13 protein-coding genes and 1 tRNA gene are annotated in these 17,810 nt (G+C 68.1%); 10 read left to right on the forward strand and 4 right to left on the reverse strand.

Translation table 11 applies throughout. The annotated features are described in order from the left end of the window. Positions 1 to 44: 44 nt before the first annotated feature. Positions 45 to 920, forward strand: a complete 876-nt coding sequence (gene rsmI / locus AC1DIP_RS15655) for a 16S rRNA (cytidine(1402)-2'-O)-methyltransferase (RefSeq protein ID WP_476210046.1) — start codon at positions 45 to 47, stop codon at positions 918 to 920. Between the two features lie 215 nt (positions 921 to 1,135). Continuing rightward, positions 1,136 to 2,635, forward strand: coding sequence for an NAD-dependent succinate-semialdehyde dehydrogenase (locus AC1DIP_RS15660; RefSeq protein WP_387559850.1), 1,500 nt, complete (start codon positions 1,136 to 1,138; stop codon positions 2,633 to 2,635). A 57-nt stretch (positions 2,636 to 2,692) separates the two neighbouring features. Here the strand turns inward: AC1DIP_RS15660 and AC1DIP_RS15665 are convergent, their stop codons facing one another. The 3 genes from AC1DIP_RS15665 to AC1DIP_RS15675 are packed head-to-tail and all read right to left on the reverse strand — an operon-like array spanning position 2,693 to position 7,740. After that, entirely contained in the window at positions 2,693 to 5,170 is a 2,478-nt protein-coding gene (locus tag AC1DIP_RS15665; RefSeq protein WP_477734265.1) for a transglutaminase TgpA family protein, read from the reverse strand. Then, on the reverse strand, positions 5,167 to 6,630 hold the full coding sequence (locus AC1DIP_RS15670; protein WP_477734266.1) for a DUF58 domain-containing protein: 1,464 nt from the start codon (positions 6,628 to 6,630) through the stop codon (positions 5,167 to 5,169). Before AC1DIP_RS15670 ends, AC1DIP_RS15665 begins: the two co-directional genes overlap by 4 nt. 9 nt (positions 6,631 to 6,639) lie before the next feature. Further along, positions 6,640 to 7,740: an AAA family ATPase gene (locus AC1DIP_RS15675; RefSeq protein WP_477734267.1), complete on the reverse strand. Its 1,101-nt coding sequence runs from the start codon at positions 7,738 to 7,740 to the stop codon at positions 6,640 to 6,642. A gap of 163 nt (positions 7,741 to 7,903) precedes the next feature. Between AC1DIP_RS15675 and AC1DIP_RS15680 the strand changes: the two genes are divergently transcribed. The 5 genes from AC1DIP_RS15680 to AC1DIP_RS15700 all read left to right on the forward strand — a co-directional run bounded on the left by AC1DIP_RS15680 (position 7,904) and on the right by AC1DIP_RS15700 (position 14,065). Continuing rightward, positions 7,904 to 8,809, forward strand: a complete 906-nt coding sequence (locus tag AC1DIP_RS15680) for a TatD family hydrolase (protein WP_477734268.1) — start codon at positions 7,904 to 7,906, stop codon at positions 8,807 to 8,809. 255 nt (positions 8,810 to 9,064) lie between these two features. Beyond that, on the forward strand, positions 9,065 to 10,261 hold the full coding sequence (locus AC1DIP_RS15685) for a transglycosylase family protein (RefSeq protein ID WP_477734269.1): 1,197 nt from the start codon (positions 9,065 to 9,067) through the stop codon (positions 10,259 to 10,261). Between the two features lie 112 nt (positions 10,262 to 10,373). Further along, positions 10,374 to 11,246 (forward strand): 16S rRNA (adenine(1518)-N(6)/adenine(1519)-N(6))-dimethyltransferase RsmA, encoded by an 873-nt coding sequence (rsmA, locus tag AC1DIP_RS15690; RefSeq protein ID WP_477734270.1) that lies wholly within the window; start codon positions 10,374 to 10,376, stop codon positions 11,244 to 11,246. Further along, positions 11,243 to 12,202 carry a 4-(cytidine 5'-diphospho)-2-C-methyl-D-erythritol kinase gene (locus AC1DIP_RS15695; protein WP_476210058.1) on the forward strand — a complete coding sequence of 320 codons (960 nt, stop codon included), beginning with the start codon at positions 11,243 to 11,245 and terminating at the stop codon, positions 12,200 to 12,202. The genes rsmA and AC1DIP_RS15695 overlap by 4 nt, the downstream gene beginning before the upstream one ends. A gap of 33 nt (positions 12,203 to 12,235) precedes the next feature. Beyond that, positions 12,236 to 14,065 (forward strand): ATP-binding cassette domain-containing protein, encoded by a 1,830-nt coding sequence (locus AC1DIP_RS15700; RefSeq protein ID WP_476210060.1) that lies wholly within the window; start codon positions 12,236 to 12,238, stop codon positions 14,063 to 14,065. Between the two features lie 185 nt (positions 14,066 to 14,250). Here the strand turns inward: AC1DIP_RS15700 and AC1DIP_RS15705 are convergent, their stop codons facing one another. Beyond that, a complete protein-coding gene (locus AC1DIP_RS15705) occupies positions 14,251 to 14,877 on the reverse strand; it encodes a TetR family transcriptional regulator (protein WP_476210062.1) in 627 nt (208 codons plus the stop codon). Positions 14,878 to 15,010: 133 nt separating this feature from the next. Here AC1DIP_RS15705 and AC1DIP_RS15710 point away from each other — a divergent pair. The 3 genes from AC1DIP_RS15710 to AC1DIP_RS15720 all read left to right on the forward strand — a co-directional run bounded on the left by AC1DIP_RS15710 (position 15,011) and on the right by AC1DIP_RS15720 (position 17,647). Beyond that, positions 15,011 to 15,082: transfer RNA gene (locus AC1DIP_RS15710), tRNA-Gln, on the forward strand. Positions 15,083 to 15,185: 103 nt separating this feature from the next. Then, positions 15,186 to 16,664 (forward strand): bifunctional UDP-N-acetylglucosamine diphosphorylase/glucosamine-1-phosphate N-acetyltransferase GlmU, encoded by a 1,479-nt coding sequence (gene glmU, locus AC1DIP_RS15715; protein ID WP_476210063.1) that lies wholly within the window; start codon positions 15,186 to 15,188, stop codon positions 16,662 to 16,664. A gap of 2 nt (positions 16,665 to 16,666) precedes the next feature. Continuing rightward, entirely contained in the window at positions 16,667 to 17,647 is a 981-nt protein-coding gene (locus tag AC1DIP_RS15720; RefSeq protein WP_188569849.1) for a ribose-phosphate diphosphokinase, read from the forward strand. Positions 17,648 to 17,810: the final 163 nt, after the last annotated feature.

Here is a 17,810-nt window from a genome sequence, read left to right on the forward strand (position 1 = left end):
CTACCTTTTGCGGCTGGAAGACCCGGCGGCAGTAGGCTTGGTGGGTGGACCCGAACCCCAGCACCCTTCCCGAGCCCGGCCCTGCGACGGCGGGGCGGATTGTCCTTGCCGCCACTCCCATCGGTAACACGGGCGATGCCTCCGCCCGGCTGGTGGAACTGCTGGGTACGGCGGACATCGTGGCGGCGGAGGACACCCGGCGCCTCCACCGCCTGGTCCAAAGCCTGGGTGTCGCCGTTGCGGGCCGCATCATCAGCTACCACGAGCACAACGAGGCCACCCGGACGGCCGAGCTCCTGGACCAGGTGCGTGCAGGCAGCACGCTGCTGATGGTGACCGACGCCGGGATGCCTGCGGTCTCGGACCCCGGGTTCCGGTTGGTGGAGGGGGCCATCGCGGCGGGACTCCCCGTCACCGCTGTTCCGGGGCCATCCGCCGTCCTCACCGCACTGGCGCTCTCCGGCCTGCCCACCGACCGGTTCTGCTTCGAAGGATTCCTGCCGCGCAAGGCAGGCGAGCGGGCCTCCCGCCTGGCGGACCTGGCGGGGGAGCGGCGCACCATGGTGTTCTTCGAGGCCCCACACCGGCTCGAGGCAATGCTGCGGGCCCTGCGGGAAAGGTTCGGCCCGGACCGCCGGATCGCAGTGTGCCGCGAGCTGACGAAAACATATGAGGAAGTCATCCGCGGCACCGTGGGCGAACTCCTCCAGTGGGCCGAGGACAACGAGGTCCGCGGCGAGATCGCCGTGGTCCTGGGCGGCGCTCCCGAACAGGCAGCAGGGACCCCGGAAGACCACGTGGCGGCCGTCAACGAACTGGTGGCCCAGGGCATCCGGCTGAAGGAAGCGGTGGCCGCCGTGGCCGAGGACGTCCGCGTCAGCAAGCGGGAACTCTACTCCGCGGTCCTCGCCGCCCGCTAAGGTCCGCAGGGCCCGCCCGGCGCACTCCCGGAACCGTGCTGCTGCGCTGTGCTGCTGCGCTGTGCAGCTGCACAGCGCAGCAGCGATTCCGCAGTGCGCAACGGCGTAGACCATGGCAGTGCCCCGCAGTAGTCTGGCTGTTAATCAGCCCCATGATCCCGGTCACTCCGGCCGCGGCGAAGGGCTGCCAAAACCCTACCGACGAGGGAGTCATCGTGACTGTCACTGCACAGCCGGCCGTTACCGCCGAGCGCGAAACCCGGCTTCTGGCCTCCGTTCCCACCGGGCTGCTCATCAACGGGGAGTGGCGCGACGCCGCTTCCGGCAAGACGTTCGACGTCGAGGATCCCGCCACCGGGAAGGTGCTGTTGAGCATCGCCGACGCCGGCCCCGAGGACGGCGCGGCGGCCCTGGATGCTGCCGCGGCAGCCCAGGAGTCCTGGGCGAAGGTCCCGCCCCGCGAACGCGGCGAAATCCTCCGCCGGGCCTTCGACCTGGTGACGGAACGGGCTGAAGACTTCGCCCTCCTGATGACCCTGGAAATGGGCAAGCCGCTGGCCGAAGCACGCGGCGAGGTGACTTACGGCGCTGAGTTCCTGCGCTGGTTCTCCGAGGAAGCAGTGCGTGCCTTTGGCCGTTACTCCGTTTCCCCCGACGGCAAGTCCCGCCTCCTGGTGACCAAGAAACCGGTGGGTCCGTGCCTGCTGATCACCCCGTGGAACTTCCCGCTGGCCATGGCCACCCGCAAGATTGCCCCGGCGGTCGCGGCGGGCTGCACCATGGTGCTGAAGTCGGCGAACCTCACCCCGCTGACCTCCCAGCTGTTCGCCGCCGTCATGCAGGAGGCCGGCCTGCCCGCCGGTGTCCTCAACGTCATTCCCACCTCCACGGCCGGAGCTACCACCGGACCCCTGATCAAGGACTCCCGCCTCCGGAAGCTGTCCTTCACCGGCTCCACCGAAGTTGGACGCCGCCTGCTGGCCGATGCCTCCGAAAACGTGCTGCGCACTTCCATGGAGCTCGGCGGCAATGCCCCGTTCCTGGTCTTCGAGGACGCCGACCTGGACGCCGCCGTTACCGGCGCCATGGCGGCGAAGCTCCGCAACATGGGCGAGGCCTGCACCGCTGCCAACCGGTTCATCGTCCACGAGTCCGTCGCCGCCGAATTCGCGGAGAAGTTCGCCGCGAAAATGAAGGAAATGACCACCGCCCGCGGCACTGAGCCCGAATCCAAGGTGGGGCCGCTGATCGACGCCAAGAGCCGGGACAAGGTCCACGAACTGGTCTCCGACGCCGTCGCTTCCGGCGCCAAGGCCGTCCTGGGCGGCGGACCGGTAGAGGGCCCGGGCTACTTCTACCAGCCCACCATCCTGTCCGGAGTCTCCGAGGGAACGCGCATCCTGTCCGAGGAAATCTTCGGCCCGGTGGCCCCGATCATCACCTTCGGCAGCGAGGACGAAGCTGTCCGCCTGGCCAACAACACCGAATACGGCCTGGTGGCCTACGTCTTCACCAAGGACATCAACCGGGGTATCCGGATGGGCGAAAAGCTGGAGACCGGCATGCTCGGCCTGAACGCCGGCGTCATCTCCAACGCCGCGGCGCCGTTCGGTGGAGTGAAGCAGTCCGGACTGGGCCGTGAAGGCGGCCTGGAAGGCATCGAGGAGTACCTCTACACGCAGTACATCGGTATCGCTGACCCTTACGCCGGCTGATTCCGGCAAGAAACCTGCATGTGCCGGCCGGGAAATTTCCCGGCCGGCACATTGCGTTCAGCCCCCGCGCGACCTGCTGCCGCCGTCGTCCGCTGCCGGCCCCACCTGGGCCCTGGCACGCGGCAGCCGCCGGATGGCGCGGCCGGCGGCGCTGAACGGCATCCCCAGCAGCAGCCCCAGGCGGCGCGTGACGGACCGGGGGAGCCAGGAGGCAGCCCACCGCCTGGACCGGGGAGCGTTCGCCTGGAGGGACTCCTCCACGGCGGCAACTCCGGCAGCAAGGTCCGGGCCCAACGCACCGGCTGGACCTTCACTGCCGGGACGGCCGTACCTGTGCTGTTCGAAGGCCGCGGTCAGGGATGCCACTGCCTCGTGGGCGTCCCGGTCCATGCCGCCGGGCTCGCCCAGCAGCGTGCTGCGGAACCGGGCCGCATAGGTCCTCGGCGTCTCGCTCTCTCCGGGTGGCAGCCCGTAATCGGTGCCAAGGTCCCTCAGTTCGCTCCACGCCAGGGGCACTGCCAGGTCCGGACGTTTGGGGTGCAGCCTGCGTGACCGGGTGCCGGTCCGGACCATATGCGGGGCTCCGGCCAGGAGCAGCAGGGCGGCGGCTCCGGCGGTACCGAGGAGCCAGGGCATCAACTGCGCGCCGTCGCCGGTGCCGCTGCCGCCTGCGCCGGGGACGGCCTGCGCAGTTGCCGTGGCAGCCGGTGAGGGTGCGGGGACGGTGTCAGGAATGAGTCCGTCGTTGTTGCCCAGGGACTCGGCACCGGATGATGCCGAAGCCTCGGTGGCGTAGTCGGGGACAACTCCGCGGGAAGGCGTCGGTTCGAAGGCCACCCAGCCCAGCCCCTGGAAGTACAGTTCGGGCCAGGCATGGGCGTCGCGCGCATCGGCCTCGTACTCCGGGAGGGAGCCCTGCCCGGCCACCGTGATGCTGGCCCCCGTCAGCCTGCCCGGTGCGTAACCCACGGCAATCCTGCTCGGAATGCCTTCCAGCCTGGCCATCACCGCCATCGCGGAGGCGTAGTGGATGCAGTACCCACTCTTTTGCTGCAGGAAGTCGGCCAGGACGGAGAGCCCGTTGCCGTCGTAGCCGCCCTGCACCGGTGACTGAAGCGAGTAGGTGAACTCGGAGGACCGGAGGTACTTCTGGAGGGCCATGGCCTTCTGGTAGGGGGTCCCCGCGCCTCCCGCCACGTTCTGCGCCGTGGTTTTCACAATGTCCGGCACGTTGCCCGGGACCCTGGTAAACACATCGGCGATGCCGCGGGCCGGACCCGAGGACTGGGCCAGCAGGGCTGCGGTGAGCTTGGGCACCGCAGAGGTCACCAGGTATTCCTGCCGCCGGGTGGTGGTGTCAGTGGCCTTGATGCTCAGCGTGGCAGGATCCCAGGTCCACTGTCCGCCGAGGCCGCTGACGGTTTCGGGCGCATAGGGGACCGGGAGGTACGGGCTGGTGAAGGACCCGGCGTCGATGGCGGTGACCAGGCGCACCTGCTCGTCGGTGAGGACCGGATAGCCGGGGTCGATCCGGCCGTCCAGCGGCACCCTGGAGCCGGTCCGGTCATCCGGGCCCCAGGAGTCGCCGTCGAAATTGTCCACCGTCACCGAGCGCAGGTAGAGGGGTACGGGCGAGTTGGTGGCGTACGTGATCCTGCCGCTTCCGTCCGGGGTGCGCAGGCTGCTGCCCAGGGTGATCATCGGGTTGAGGCCGGTGGAGCCGCCCCATGGGTTCAGCCGTGAACCCTGCGGGAAGGTGCCACGGTCGAAGCCGGGGATGGCCAGGGGCAACACCAGGGTGGCGGCCAGGGCCACGGCGCCGGTTACGGCGGCCCGCCGCATCAGCCCCGGGCTGCGCGCCGATCCGCCCTGCACCCTGCCGTCCGGCGCGAACCACTGGCTGCAGGCAAGGATGATCAGGTACCCCGCCGCCGTGGCGACGAAGCTTCCGACGCCCACGCTCTGGGGTTTGATCATGGCCGGGACCACCAGCAGGGCCAGCAGCCCGACGCCGGAAGCTGCGGGCATGGCCAGCGGCACTGCGAGGGCATCGACCAGGATGACGGCCAGGCCGAGTATGGCGCAGACCACCATGACAATTCCGGCGTTCGGCGCCACGGGCGCTGTCTCGGCCAGGACCGTTTCGCTAGCGCGCTGGATCAACCGGTCCAGTTCCGGCAGTGTGGCCCCGGTGGGGACGACCCATAGGAAGCTGGAACCGCGGAAGAACGTCAGGGTCAGCACACCGCCCAGGGCCACGAACCCGCCGGTGGTCACCAGCAGGGGCTGGGCGCGGACGGAACGTAGTGCTGCCATGGTGAAGGCCACCGCCACCACCGTGGTCATGGCGGCCCAGTACCAGTTCCAGCCGCGAAGGACGCCGTTCAGGGACAGCGCAGCTCCGCAGGCTGCCGCCGCGATGGCTGCCGCCATGGCCCAGGGATAGGCGCCCGCGCCCGTTCGTCCTGCGGGCACCCCGGGATTGCCGTGCGCTTGCTGCCCGGCCCCTGTTGGCCGGGCCGGTGCCATGGTCATTTGGCCACCCCCGCTCCCCGGCGGACCTCCGACGCCGGTGCCACCGGGAGGGCCGGATCCTGGCCGAACTGGCCCCACACTGCAGAAAGCCGGGTATTCGGCCCCGCGGCCACGGCCCGCCAGCCGCCCTGCCGCAGCACCTCCAGGACATGCTGGAACTCCGCGGGACGTTCCACGGCCAAGAGGGCGAACGCGTCGGTGCCATAGGCGGCAGCCGGAGCCAGGGCCGCCGCCTCCTCGCCGGTAATCCTGCCCAGCACTGCAATCAGCGGCCCCCGCATCCGGTGCGCGGAGAGCTTGTCCATCAAGTGGTCGTCAAACGCCGGCGGCCCCTGGTCGATGCCAGGGTGCGTCCGCGTTCCCGCGGCCCGGTGCTCCGCGGCGCGGCCGCTTTTGTCCAGGAGCCCGCCGTCCCGCCGTGGGTGGAGCGGGCCGGAGAGGTGGATCGCAGCCAGGCTTTCGGCGATTGACTGCAGGCCGGACGGGCCGTTGTACTCCTCGGCCGCCGGCTCTGTGGACGACGGCGAGTGCAGGAACGCCGGTTCGCCTCCGGCATCCAGGAGGCGAAGGCCGTAATTGCGTTCTGCCAGGTGGGCGCTGACGGACATGGCAGCAACAACCGACCATTCGAACGTGTCGCTGGTGGCCGGTGCATGCCCGTCGTGGCTCCGCAGCCCCGGGGACGAGGTTCCCGGCCCGCCTGCGAACGCCCCGGAACGGTGGTCCAGGATGATGGTCGCTTCCGGCGTGGTCACGGATTCTTCCTGCCGGACCATCAGGGCCCCGTGCCTGGCCGTGGCCGCCCAGTGGACCCTCCGCATCGGGTCGCCGTGGCGGTATTCACGGGTCATCACGTCGTCATCGCTGGGGTTTGCCCGCACCCGGGTGGCGGTCACGCCGTCGTTGCCCCGGGCCCCTGCCAATCCTGTGGCAGGCAGGACGACGGCGGCAGGCGTCACGGTGAGGACGTCGCCGTCGTCAATGGACCGCCGGTGCAGCGAGAGACCGAAGGGGTCGGTGAACTCGGCCGTGACCGGTCCGATCCTGAACTGTCCGCGATACCTGGAGGTGAGGTGGTATTCGTAGCGGCTGGTGCCGCCGGTGGCGGCGCGGGACGGGAACCGGAAGGCGGGTGGGTGGCCGAACTGGGCCGGGAGCCGCTCGTCCATGACGACGCGCCCGCTGCCCGGGCCGGTCCTGGCCACCGCGAGGGAAACCACGGCGGGTGCTGAGGTTTCCACCGGTGAGGGGTTGAACTCCCGGTAGACCCGGAAGCGCGGTTTGACGAGGCGGACGCCCGCGAGGGAGACAAGGGGCAGCAGAAGCAGCAGCAGTGCCAGGGTCAGGAGGTCACGGCGTCCCATGACCTGGGCCGCAGCCAGCGCGGAGGCGCCGCCCGCGAGCATGCCCCACCCGCGCCTGGTGAACAGGTGCCGCGGGAGCTTGTCCAGGAGGGCCATGGCATTCGCCTAGCGGTTCCTGCTGCCGGCGGCGGCCCCGGCCCGGTCGGGCTGTCCGGCGGCAGCCTGCGGCACGGGCAGCCGGGACAGGATGCCCCGCAGGACGCTGTGCGGGGTTTCGCCGGCGCCGGCAGCCTTCCGGTCAAGAATGATCCGGTGCGCCAGGACGGCCTCCGCCACGTCAGCCACATCGTCCGGGAGGACAAAATCGCGTCCGTCCAGGGCTGCCGTGGCCTTGGCGGCGCGCAGCAGTTGCAGCATGGACCGGGGGCTCGCACCGAGCCTCAGCAGCGGGCTCTCCCGTGTGGCCCTGCCCAGTGACACCGTGTATTCCTTCACGGGACCCGACACGAACACCTGCTGGACGGTGGCAATCATGGCGGCGACATCGGCGGCCGTGACCACGGGGGAGACATTCGCCAGCGGCGAGACCGCCTGGTGGGTCTCGAGCATCTCGATCTCGGCGTCCTTGTCCGGGTAGCCCATGGAAATCCTGGCCATGAAGCGGTCCCGCTGGGCTTCGGGCAGAGGATACGTCCCTTCCATTTCGATGGGGTTCTGGGTGGCCACTACCATGAACGGCTCATCGAGTTTGTAGGATGTGCCGTCCACCGTCACCTGGTGCTCCTCCATGCACTCGAGGAGGGCGGACTGGGTCTTGGCGGACGCCCGGTTGATTTCGTCGCCGATGACGATGTTGGCGAACACCGCCCCGGGCCGGAATTCGAAGAGCCTCGAGGCCTGGTTGTAGATGGACACCCCCGTGACGTCGGAGGGCAGGAGATCCGGGGTGAACTGGATTCGGTTGACAGTGCAGTCAATGGTTCGGGCCAGGGTTTTTGCCAGCAGGGTCTTTCCGACGCCGGGCACGTCCTCCACCAGCAGGTGGCCCTGGGCGAGGAGGACGGTGAGCGCCAGCTTGGCGGCATCGGATTTGCCGTCGATGACCGTGTTGACGGTGGTCAGGATACGTTGCGCGGCTGCGTGGAAGGCTCCGGACTCCATGGCTGCCGGCCTGTGGCCGTTCAGGTGGCTGACAGGATCGGCGACGCCGGCCAGGTTGAGGTTCGGTGCGCTTCCATCGTTGGCAGTGCGTCGGTGGGGTTCCATCGGCAACCTTTCAGCCCGGGTTTCACCTGGACGTGACAGCAAGCCTGCCTTCGCCCCTCGGTGGGCGTGCGCGTGTGTTCGTTCCAGACTACTAACACAACTGCCCTGCCTGACAGAGAGTTCCGGCAAATATGGGGGAGCCTGGGGCCGCTAGGCTGATTGGATGTGCGATTCGTCCATTCCCGCCGCCTACCGGGCGCCTGCCGCAGAGGCAACCACCGATCCTGACGCAGGACGCCGCAGGGATTTCCCGCCGGCACCGGAACCGTTGCCGGTCCCGGTCATGGACAACCACACCCACCTGGACTTCCCGGAAGGAAAGGGGCCGGTAGGGATCAAGGCTGCCCTCGACGCTGCAGCGGCTGTCGGGGTGCAGGGGGCTGTCCAGGTTGGCTGCGACCTGGAGTCCTCGCGGTTCACAGTGGAAGCGGTGGACCTGGACGAACGGCTCCTCGGAGCGGTAGCGCTGCATCCTAACGATGCTCCGCACTACGCCGCCCGGGGTGAACTGGAAGCGGCCCTTGCCGAGATCGAACAGCTGGCCGCGCATCCGCGCATCCGGGCCATCGGCGAAACCGGGCTGGACTTCTACCGCACGGAAGGCGAGGGGCTGCGGCACCAGGAGTACTCGTTCCGGCGCCACATCGATATCGCAAAGCGGCTGGACCTGACCCTGCAGATCCATGACCGGGATGCCCACGCGGACGTCGTCCGGGTACTCCGGGAGGAAGGGGCGCCGGAGCGGGTGGTGTTCCATTGTTTTTCCGGGGATGAGGACCTTGCCAGGACATGCAATGAGCAGGGCTGGTGGATGTCCTTTGCCGGCACCCTGACGTTCAAGAACGCTGCGAACCTCCGGGCTGCGCTCGCGGTCGCTGACCGGCAGCTAGTCATGGTGGAAACGGACGCCCCGTTCCTGACGCCGCACCCGCACCGGGGGCGTCCGAACGCGAGCTACATGGTCCCTTACACCGTGCGGGCCATGGCAGAATTGACAGGCTCCGACCTTGCCGTCCTGTGCACCGAAATCAGCGAAAATACCGCACGGGCATACGGATCCTGGTCCTGACCGCAGTCTCAACCTCAACCCTTGACTGTATACCTGGTATGCAAAAATGTTGGCTGCTTTATAACGCTACGGTTACAGTGGAAAACTATTAGCCGGGGTCGGGGAAGGCCAACGGGTAATTTCACTCCACGTGCAGCCGGTCCGGCTTGACCAATAATCGGCCTTGCCGCTGCGCGGAGTGTGGCGGCGCATGGGTGCCCGGACTCTCCTTTCGAGGTTGCTCCGGGCATTTTATTGCGCGTTCCCCGTGCCCGGATGGACCGAGAGTTACGGGCAATCGTGATCAAGTTCTTCACATCGGACGGCAAGTTCAGCTTTATAAAGGTTGGCGCCCAGCTGCTGGTGCTTTGCGGCCTGGTCGCAGGCCTCGTAGCCTTCGTGGGCAATAACAAAACAGTCACGCTCAACGTGGACGGCCAAGCGTCGTCCGTGCAGTCCTTTGGTGGAACAGTGGCACAGGTGGTCAAGAGCGCCAACCTGGACCTGAAGCCCGGCGACCGCGTCTCGCCCTCCCTGGACGCCACCGTCCAGGACGGCACCATCATCAACATCAACCAGGCCAAGGAAGTCAAGGTCAGCCTTGACGGGGCCGAGAAGACGGTTAACACCACGGCGCAGGACGTCGAGGACCTGGTGACCGAACTCGGTGTGGCAAGTGCGTCCTCCGTGTCAGCGCCCAAGGATGCCACCCTCGCGCCGGCCGGTTCCTACGTCTCCATCTCCACGCCCAAGACCGTCAGCATCGTTGCCGACGGCAAAGTCAACACCTCCACCACCACCGCCCCTACGGTCGGCAAGGTCCTTGAGGACTCCGGAGTGACCCTCGGCGCCAACGACCGGTCTTCGCAGCCGGCCAACGCCAACGTGGTGAACAACATGGTCATCAAGGTCTCCAGGGTGGACACCGGCCAGACCGCCGTTACCAGCGAGGACGTCCCCTTCGATACGGTCACCGCCGAGAGCGCAGACATGCTCAAGGGTGAGAAGCAGGTGACCCAGGCCGGATCCGCCGGAAAGATCGAGCGCACCTTCAAGCTGGTGCTCGTGGATGGCCGGGAGGCCTCCCGCACCCTGGTGTCGGAGAATGTCGCAGTCCAGCCGGTCACCGAGAAGGTCACCGTGGGCACCAAAGCCAAGCCTGCGGTCCAGGCTGCGGCGGCCCCCGCCGCTGCCGGTGCCAACACCGGCGCGGCAGCACCGGCCATGATGAACGAAGCCATGTGGGACAAGATCGCCCAGTGCGAGTCCACCGGTAACTGGAGCATCAACAGCGGCAACGGCTACTACGGCGGCCTGCAGTTCGACATCCAGACCTGGATCGGCGCCGGCGGCGGTGCTTACGCTCCGAACGCGAGCCTCGCCACCAAGGCCCAGCAGATCGACATCGCCAACCGCGTCTACGCGCAGCGCGGCCTGTCGCCGTGGGGCTGCGGCTGGGCGGCCAGCCGCTGATCCGCGTGGCACAAACGCGCAGCTGACGGCGATGGCCGGCCCCGGGTACTCCGGGGCCGGCCATCGCCGTTAACCGGAAGGGCCGGCGTGCCGCGCGGGATAGGATACCTAGGTGACTGAACCGATCCCCGCCGTGCCCGCACCGTTGTTCGGTGCCTCCGACATTCGCCGGATGGCAGCGGAAATCGGGGTCAGGCCCACCAAGACCCTGGGCCAGAACTTTGTCATTGACGGCAATACGATCCGCCGCATTGTTGCGGCCGCGGGCGTGGGGCCGGACGAGACGGTCCTTGAAGTCGGTCCTGGCCTGGGGTCCCTGACGCTGGGCCTGCTCGACGCCGCAGCCGCGGTCGTCGCCGTCGAAATCGACCCTGTACTCGCCGCGAAGCTCCCCGAAACGGTGAACGAATGGCGGCCGGCCGCCGCCAACGCATTCCACCTGGTGCACGCCGACGCCATGAAAGTCACCGAACTGCCGGTGGAACCCACTGCCCTGGTGGCCAACCTGCCGTACAACGTGGCCGTTCCCGTGGTGCTGCACCTGCTGCAGCATTTCCCCAGCCTGCGGCACGGCCTGGTGATGGTGCAGGACGAGGTAGCGGACCGTTTGGCCGCCGGGCCGGGATCCAAGACCTACGGCGTGCCGTCCGTCAAGGCCGCCTGGTACAGCCAGATGCGCAAGGCCGGCGTGATCGGCATGAACGTCTTTTGGCCGGCCCCGAAAATCCACTCCGGCCTCGTGGCCTTCACCCGCCGCGAACCACCGGCCACCACTGCCACCCGCGAGCAGGTGTTTGCCGTGGTGGATGCTGCGTTTGCGCAGCGGCGCAAGACGCTCCGTGCCGCACTGGCCGGCTGGGCCGGGGGAGCGCCGGAAGCCGAGCGTTGCCTGCTGGCGGCCGGCGTGGATCCCACCGCGCGCGGCGAAGTCATCGACATTGCAGCATTCGCCCGGATCGCCGAAGCCAGGGAAAACCGCCCGTGAGCGCGGCAGGGCGCTTCGCTGCCAGGACAGTCCGGGTCAAGGCACCCGGCAAGGTCAACGTCTCCCTGGCAGTGGGGCCGCTGCGGCCGGACGGCTACCACTCGGTGGCCAGCGTCTACCTCGCGGTGTCCCTGTATGAGGAAGTGGCCGCCACCAGTACCGCTGCCCCCGGCATCACCATCAGCCTCAGCCCGGAAAGCACCCTGGACCTCGACGACGTCGACATCCCCCTGGACGGCAGCAACCTGGCCTACAAGGCGGCCGCCATCATGGCCGACGTTTCCGAACACGCCACCGGCGTGCACCTGGAGATCACCAAACGGGTACCGGTGGCCGGCGGCATGGGCGGTGGTTCCGCCGACGCCGCAGCCACCCTCCTGGCCTGCGACGCCCTCTGGAACAGCGGACTGTCCCGTGAGGAACTGGCACACCTCGCAGCGGAACTGGGCGCAGACGTCCCGTTCTCGCTCCTGGGCGGAACCGCCGTCGGCCTCGGCCTGGGCGACGAACTGTCTCCGGCCCTGGCCAAGGCGCAAACCCACTGGGTGCTGGTGGTGGCAGACTACGGCCTCTCCACGCCCGAGGTGTACCGGACCCTGGACCGCCTGCGCGGCGCCGGGGGAATCGACGCCGAAGAACCCGCCGGGGTTGATCCACAGATCCTCGCGGCGCTGCGCGGCGGCGACGCCGAGTCCCTGGGCCGTGTACTGGTGAACGACCTGCAGCGTGCCTCCATTGAACTCTCGCCTGCGCTGCGCGATACGCTGGGAATCGGTGAATCCCATGGCGCCATTGCAGGCATGGTCTCCGGATCCGGCCCCACCGTGGCTTTGCTGGCCGAAGACTCCGTGGCAGCCGCTGCCCTCGCAGAGGACCTGCAGCGCTACGGCCTGACAGCACTCGCCGTCCACGGCCCCGTCCCGGGCGCACGAATCATCTCCGACACCCTCCTCTAACACTTCCAGTCCGGCAGCAGAAAGCAGTTCCCTTTGGCACACCTTCTTGGCGGCGAAAACCTCACGGTTTCCTACGCAACCCGCACCGTCCTGGACGGCATCACCCTGGGACTGGAGGAAGGGGACCGGATCGGCATGGTGGGCCGCAACGGTGACGGCAAGTCCACCCTGATGCGCCTGCTGTCCCTGCGTTCCACCCCGGACTCCGGCCGGGTCACCAAACGCGGCGACGTCAACGTGGGGTACCTGGACCAGAGCGACGTGCTCGACGGCGACCTGACGGTGGGTGCGGCGATCGTGGGGGACCAGGCGGACTACGAATGGGCCCGCAACCCCCGCATCCGGGAAATCATGGGCGGCCTGGTGTCCGACGTCGACTGGCACGCCAACGTCCACGCCCTTTCCGGCGGCCAGAAGCGCCGCGTGGCCCTGGCCAAGCTGCTCATCGAGGACCACGACGTCATCATGCTGGACGAGCCCACCAACCACCTCGACGTCGAAGGGGTGGCCTGGCTGGCCCGGCACCTGAAGACGCGCTGGCGGGCCAACCAGGGCGCCTTCCTCGTAGTCACCCACGACCGGTGGTTCCTCGACGAAGTCTGCACCAAGACCTGGGAAGTGCACGACGGGATCGTGGACCCCTTTGAAGGCGGTTACGCCGCCTATGTGCTGGCGCGGGCCGAACGCGACCGGATGGCATCCGTGGTGGAAGGCAAGCGCCAGCAGCTGGTCAAGAAGGAGCTCGCCTGGCTGCGGCGCGGCGCCCCCGCCCGCACCGCAAAGCCGAAGTTCCGGATCGAGGCAGCCAACGCGCTCATCGCGGACGTCCCGGCTCCGCGCGACTCGATGGCGCTGAGCAAGATGGCCACCGCCCGCCAGGGCAAGGACGTCCTGGACCTCGAGAACGTGTCCCTGAACTTCCAGGGCGACGACGGCAGGAAGCTCTTCGACAACGTCACCCTGCGCCTGGCCCCGGGGGAGCGCCTGGGCCTGGTGGGCGTCAACGGCGCGGGCAAGACCACCCTCCTCAAGCTGCTCAACGGCGAGATCACGCCCGACGCCGGCAAGCGCAAGCAGGGCAAAACGGTTGTCACCGCCGTGCTCACCCAGGAAGTCAAGGAGCTCGACGACGTCGCTGACCTGCGCGTCATCGAGGTCATCGAGCGGGAAAAGCGTTCGTTCAACGTGGGTGGCAAGGAATTCACGGCCGGCCAGCTGGTGGAGCAGCTCGGATTCACCAACCAGAAACAGTGGACACCCGTGCGCGACCTCTCCGGCGGTGAGCGGCGCCGCCTGCAGCTCCTCCGGCTGCTGGTGGGCGAACCCAACGTGCTGATGCTCGATGAGCCCACCAACGACCTCGACACCGACACCCTCGCCGCCGTTGAGGACGTCCTGGACGGCTGGCCGGGCACCCTGGTGGTGGTCAGCCACGACCGCTACCTGCTTGAACGGGTGACCGACCACCAGATGGCACTGCTCGGCGACGGCAAGCTGCGCGGACTGCCCGGGGGCGTGGACCAGTACCTCGAACTGCGCGAAGCAGCACTGGCCGGCTCAACAGTGACAGGCGGCGGAAACCCGGTCACCAGCGCAGGCCAGGCACAGGCCGGCGGTGGCGCTGGCAACGGACCCTCCGAGGCCGAGAAGCGCGAGGCCCGCAAGGCCCTCAACAGGATCGAGCGGCAAATCAAGAAGCTGGACCAGGAGGAAAAGAAGCTTCATGACCTGATGCTGAAGACCACCGAGGCCGGCGACTTCGACAAGCTCGCCGACCAGAACAAACAGCTCAAGAACCTCACCGACGAAAAAGACGCCCTGGAAATGGAGTGGCTGGAAGCCTCCGAACTCCTCGGCGACTGACAAAGGCGACGCGGGCACCAGCGGTGCAGAAGGCCTTCGTGTAGTCGCGCATCGCGGCGCATCGGGCGCCGTAGGTCGCCCAGCGACCGCAGGTGCCCCTATGCGTTGTGTCTAAGCGACGGCGAAGGGCTCCTGTGCCGCGGACCCGGACCGGACGCAGGTGCCCCGCTCACGAAGGTGACAACTCACCCCTCTGACTGCAGCTCAGGGTCCTTCTTGAGCCCGGTCAGGCCGTTCCAGGCCAGGTTGACCAGGTGCGCGGCCACGGTCTGCTTGTCGGGCTGGCGGCTGTCCTGCCACCACTGGCCGGTCATGGCCACCATGCCCACGAGCATCTGGGCGTACATGGCTCCGTCCTCGCCGCTGAGGCCGCGGCGGGAAAACTCGTCGGAGAGGATGTGCTCCACGCGGGCGGTGACGTGGGAGAGCAGGGTGGAGAACGCGCCCTCAGGCTGGGACGGGGGAGCGTCGCGCATCAGGATACGGAAGCCCTCCGTGCGTTCCTCGATGTAGGTGAGCAGGGCCAGGGCCGCCCGCTCAACGAGGACGCGGGGTTTGGCTTGCTCGGTCAGGGCGGCATTGACGGCATCCAGCAGGATGTGGAATTCGCAGTCCACCACTTCGGTGTAGAGCCCTTCCTTGGAACCGAAGTGTTCGTAGATGACCGGTTTGGACACACCAGCGCAGGCAGCGATTTCCTCGATGGTGGTTCCGTCCAGCCCCCGGGCGGCGAAAAGGCCGCGGCCGACGTCGATCAGCTGGCTTCGGCGCTGCAGGCCAGTCATCCGCATCCGCGGAAGGTTGTTGCTCACCTTCCCATCATGCCCCACCGCCGGCGGCAGGATTCAGCGGGACGGACGGCAGCCGGACGCCCTGTGTCGCGCAGGGCCCTGAACCCGTGGCAAAATAGGGACTTGTGCCCGGAGCTTGAGTCTTCCGGCACGGTCCGCTCTGGTGTAACGGCAGCACCCCGGCCTTTGGAGCCGTGGAGTATAGGTTCGAATCCTATGGGCGGAACTGCTGCGCGGGGCGCGATCATGAGGATGGCACCCGGTGCCCGGCGGCTTGGCCCGCGGGGTTCCGCCAAGCGCCAGCACAACGAAGCAAGGAGAGCCCGTACGTGATCCCCGAGAATGCCGGCCCGGCCGCTGTAATTGTTCTGGCAGCAGGCGCCGGTACCCGGATGAAATCGCGTACCCCCAAGATCCTGCACGAAATCGGCGGCCTGTCCATGGTGGGCCACGCCCTCCGCGCGGCCCGCAGCATCGCCCCCCAGCGCCTTGCGATTGTGGTGCGCCATGAACGCGACCTGGTGGCCGGCCATGTATCGGCCCTCGACCCCGACGCCGTCATTGTGGACCAGGACGACGTGCCCGGCACCGGCCGCGCCGTGGAAGCCGCCCTGCATGCCCTGCACGCGGATGAGGACCTGGCTGGAACCGTGGTGGTCACCTACGGTGACGTGCCCCTGCTGTCCGGCGACCTGCTGAAGGAACTCGTTGCCACCCACGAACGCGAAGGCAACGCCGTCACGGTCCTCACGGCCGTCCTGGACGACGCCGCCGGCTACGGCCGCATCCTTCGCGGTGAGGACGGCTCCGTCACCGGCATCCGCGAACACAAGGACGCCTCCGAGTCCGAAAAGCTGATCCGGGAAGTCAATTCCGGGATCTACGCCTTCGACGCCGCCGTGCTCCGCGAGGCGCTGGCCAAGGTGACCACCGACAACGCCCAGGGGGAGAAATACCTCACCGACGTGCTGGGACTCGCACGCGAGGCAGGCGGCCGCGTTGCCGCCGTCGTCACCGCTGACCGCTGGCAGGTGGAAGGCGCCAACGACCGCGTCCAGCTCGCAGCCCTCGGTGCCGAGCTGAACCGCCGCACCGTGGAAGCATGGATGCGTGCCGGCGTGACCGTGGTGGACCCGGCCACCACGTGGATCGACGCGTCAGTCACCCTCGACGAGGACGTCCGGCTCCTGCCCAACACCCAGCTGCACGGCACCACTACGGTGGCCAGGGACGCCGTCGTGGGCCCCGACACCACCCTGACCGACGTCGAAGTCGGCGAGGGTGCCACGGTGGTCCGCACCCACGGCTCCGGCTCGGTGATCGGGCCGCGCGCCGCCGTCGGCCCCTTCACCTACCTTCGCCCTGGCACCGTCCTGGGTGAAAAAGGAAAGATCGGCGCCTTCTACGAAACCAAGAACGTCACCATCGGCCGCGGCTCCAAGCTGTCCCACCTGGGATATGCCGGGGACGCCGAAATCGGCGAGGACACCAACATCGGCTGCGGCAACATCACAGCCAATTACGACGGCGAGAAGAAGCACCGCACGGTGATCGGCTCGGGCGTCCGGACAGGCTCCAACACGGTCTTTGTTGCCCCGGTCACCGTGGGGGACGGCGCCTACAGCGGCGCCGGCGCGGTGATCCGCAAGGACGTACCGGCCGGTGCCTTGGCGCTGAGCATCGCCGCCCAGCGCAACACTGAAGGCTGGGTCCCGGCGCACCGCCCGGGGACCCGGTCCGCCGAACTGGCCCAGGCGGCCACCCCTGACTCCTCAAGTACCCCGGCATCTACAGAAGAGGGCAAGTAACAATGAGCGAAATTACGGCGCACGGCGAGAAGAAGCTGGTGCTCGCCTCCGGGCGGGCACACCCTGAGCTGGCAAGGGAAATCGCCAAGGAGCTCGGCACCGAACTCCTCCCGCTGGATGCCTACGACTTCGCCAACGGTGAGATCTACGTCCGGGCCGGTGAAAGCGTCCGCGGTACCGATGCCTTCGTGATCCAGGCCCACCCCGCACCGCTGAACAACCACCTCATGGAACAGCTGATCATGATCGATTCGCTGAAGCGGGCCTCCGCCAAGCGGATCACCGTCGTTTCGCCGTTCTACCCCTATGCCCGCCAGGACAAGAAGGGCCGCGGCCGCGAGCCGATCTCCGCGCGGCTGGTGGCGGACCTCTACAAGACCGCCGGTGCGGACCGCATCATGAGCGTGGACCTGCACACCTCCCAGATCCAGGGCTTCTTCGACGGCCCGGTTGACCACCTGATGGCCATCCCGCTGCTGGCCGACTACATCCGGACCCGCGTGGGTTCGGACAACATCACCGTGGTGTCGCCGGACACCGGCCGCGTCCGCGTCGCCGAACAGTGGGCCGAACGGCTGGGCGGCGCGCCCTTGGCCTTCGTCCACAAGAGCCGCGACCTCACCGTCCCCAACCAGGCCGTTTCCAAGACCGTCGTGGGCCAGATCGAGGGCCGCACCTGCGTCCTGATCGACGACATGATCGACACCGGCGGAACCATCTCCGGCGCCGTCACCGTCCTGAAGAACGCCGGCGCCAAGGATGTCATCATCGCGGCCACCCACGCTGTCTTCTCCGACCCCGCGGCCCGGCGCCTCTCCGAGTCCGGCGCGCGCGAAGTGGTGGTCACCAACACGCTGCCGCTCAATTCGTCCCAGCGTTTCCCGCAGCTCACGGTGCTTTCCATCGCGCCTTTGATTGCCAGGGCCATCCGCGAAGTGTTCGACGACGGTTCCGTCACCAGCCTCTTCGACGGCAAGGCCTAGGACAGTACTTGACGGGACCCCGCCGGCAGGAGCCGGCTGGCTCTGCGCCCCACCGCCCCCTGAGCTTGCGAGCTCAGGGGCGGTGCGGATTAAAGGAAATGGTCCCCCCACTGGTAGGCTTTTAGGCGATACCTTGGCGAGGGAGGGCATAGCCTCCGTTATC

Source organism: Pseudarthrobacter sp. 05T312, from assembly GCF_056396685.1.

Excerpts from the sequence above, each read along its gene's own strand:
- AC1DIP_RS15680 (WP_477734268.1), top strand. The coding sequence starts at position 7,904 with ATGTGCGATTCGTCCATTCCCGCCGCCTACCGGGCGCCTGCCGCAGAG.
- AC1DIP_RS15720 (WP_188569849.1), top strand. The coding sequence starts at position 16,667 with ATGAGCGAAATTACGGCGCACGGCGAGAAGAAGCTGGTGCTCGCCTCC.
- AC1DIP_RS15675 (WP_477734267.1), bottom strand. The coding sequence starts at position 7,740 with ATGGAACCCCACCGACGCACTGCCAACGATGGAAGCGCACCGAACCTC.
- AC1DIP_RS15685 (WP_477734269.1), top strand. The coding sequence starts at position 9,065 with ATGGACCGAGAGTTACGGGCAATCGTGATCAAGTTCTTCACATCGGAC.
- AC1DIP_RS15670 (WP_477734266.1), bottom strand. The coding sequence starts at position 6,630 with ATGGCCCTCCTGGACAAGCTCCCGCGGCACCTGTTCACCAGGCGCGGG.
- AC1DIP_RS15665 (WP_477734265.1), bottom strand. The coding sequence starts at position 5,170 with ATGACCATGGCACCGGCCCGGCCAACAGGGGCCGGGCAGCAAGCGCAC.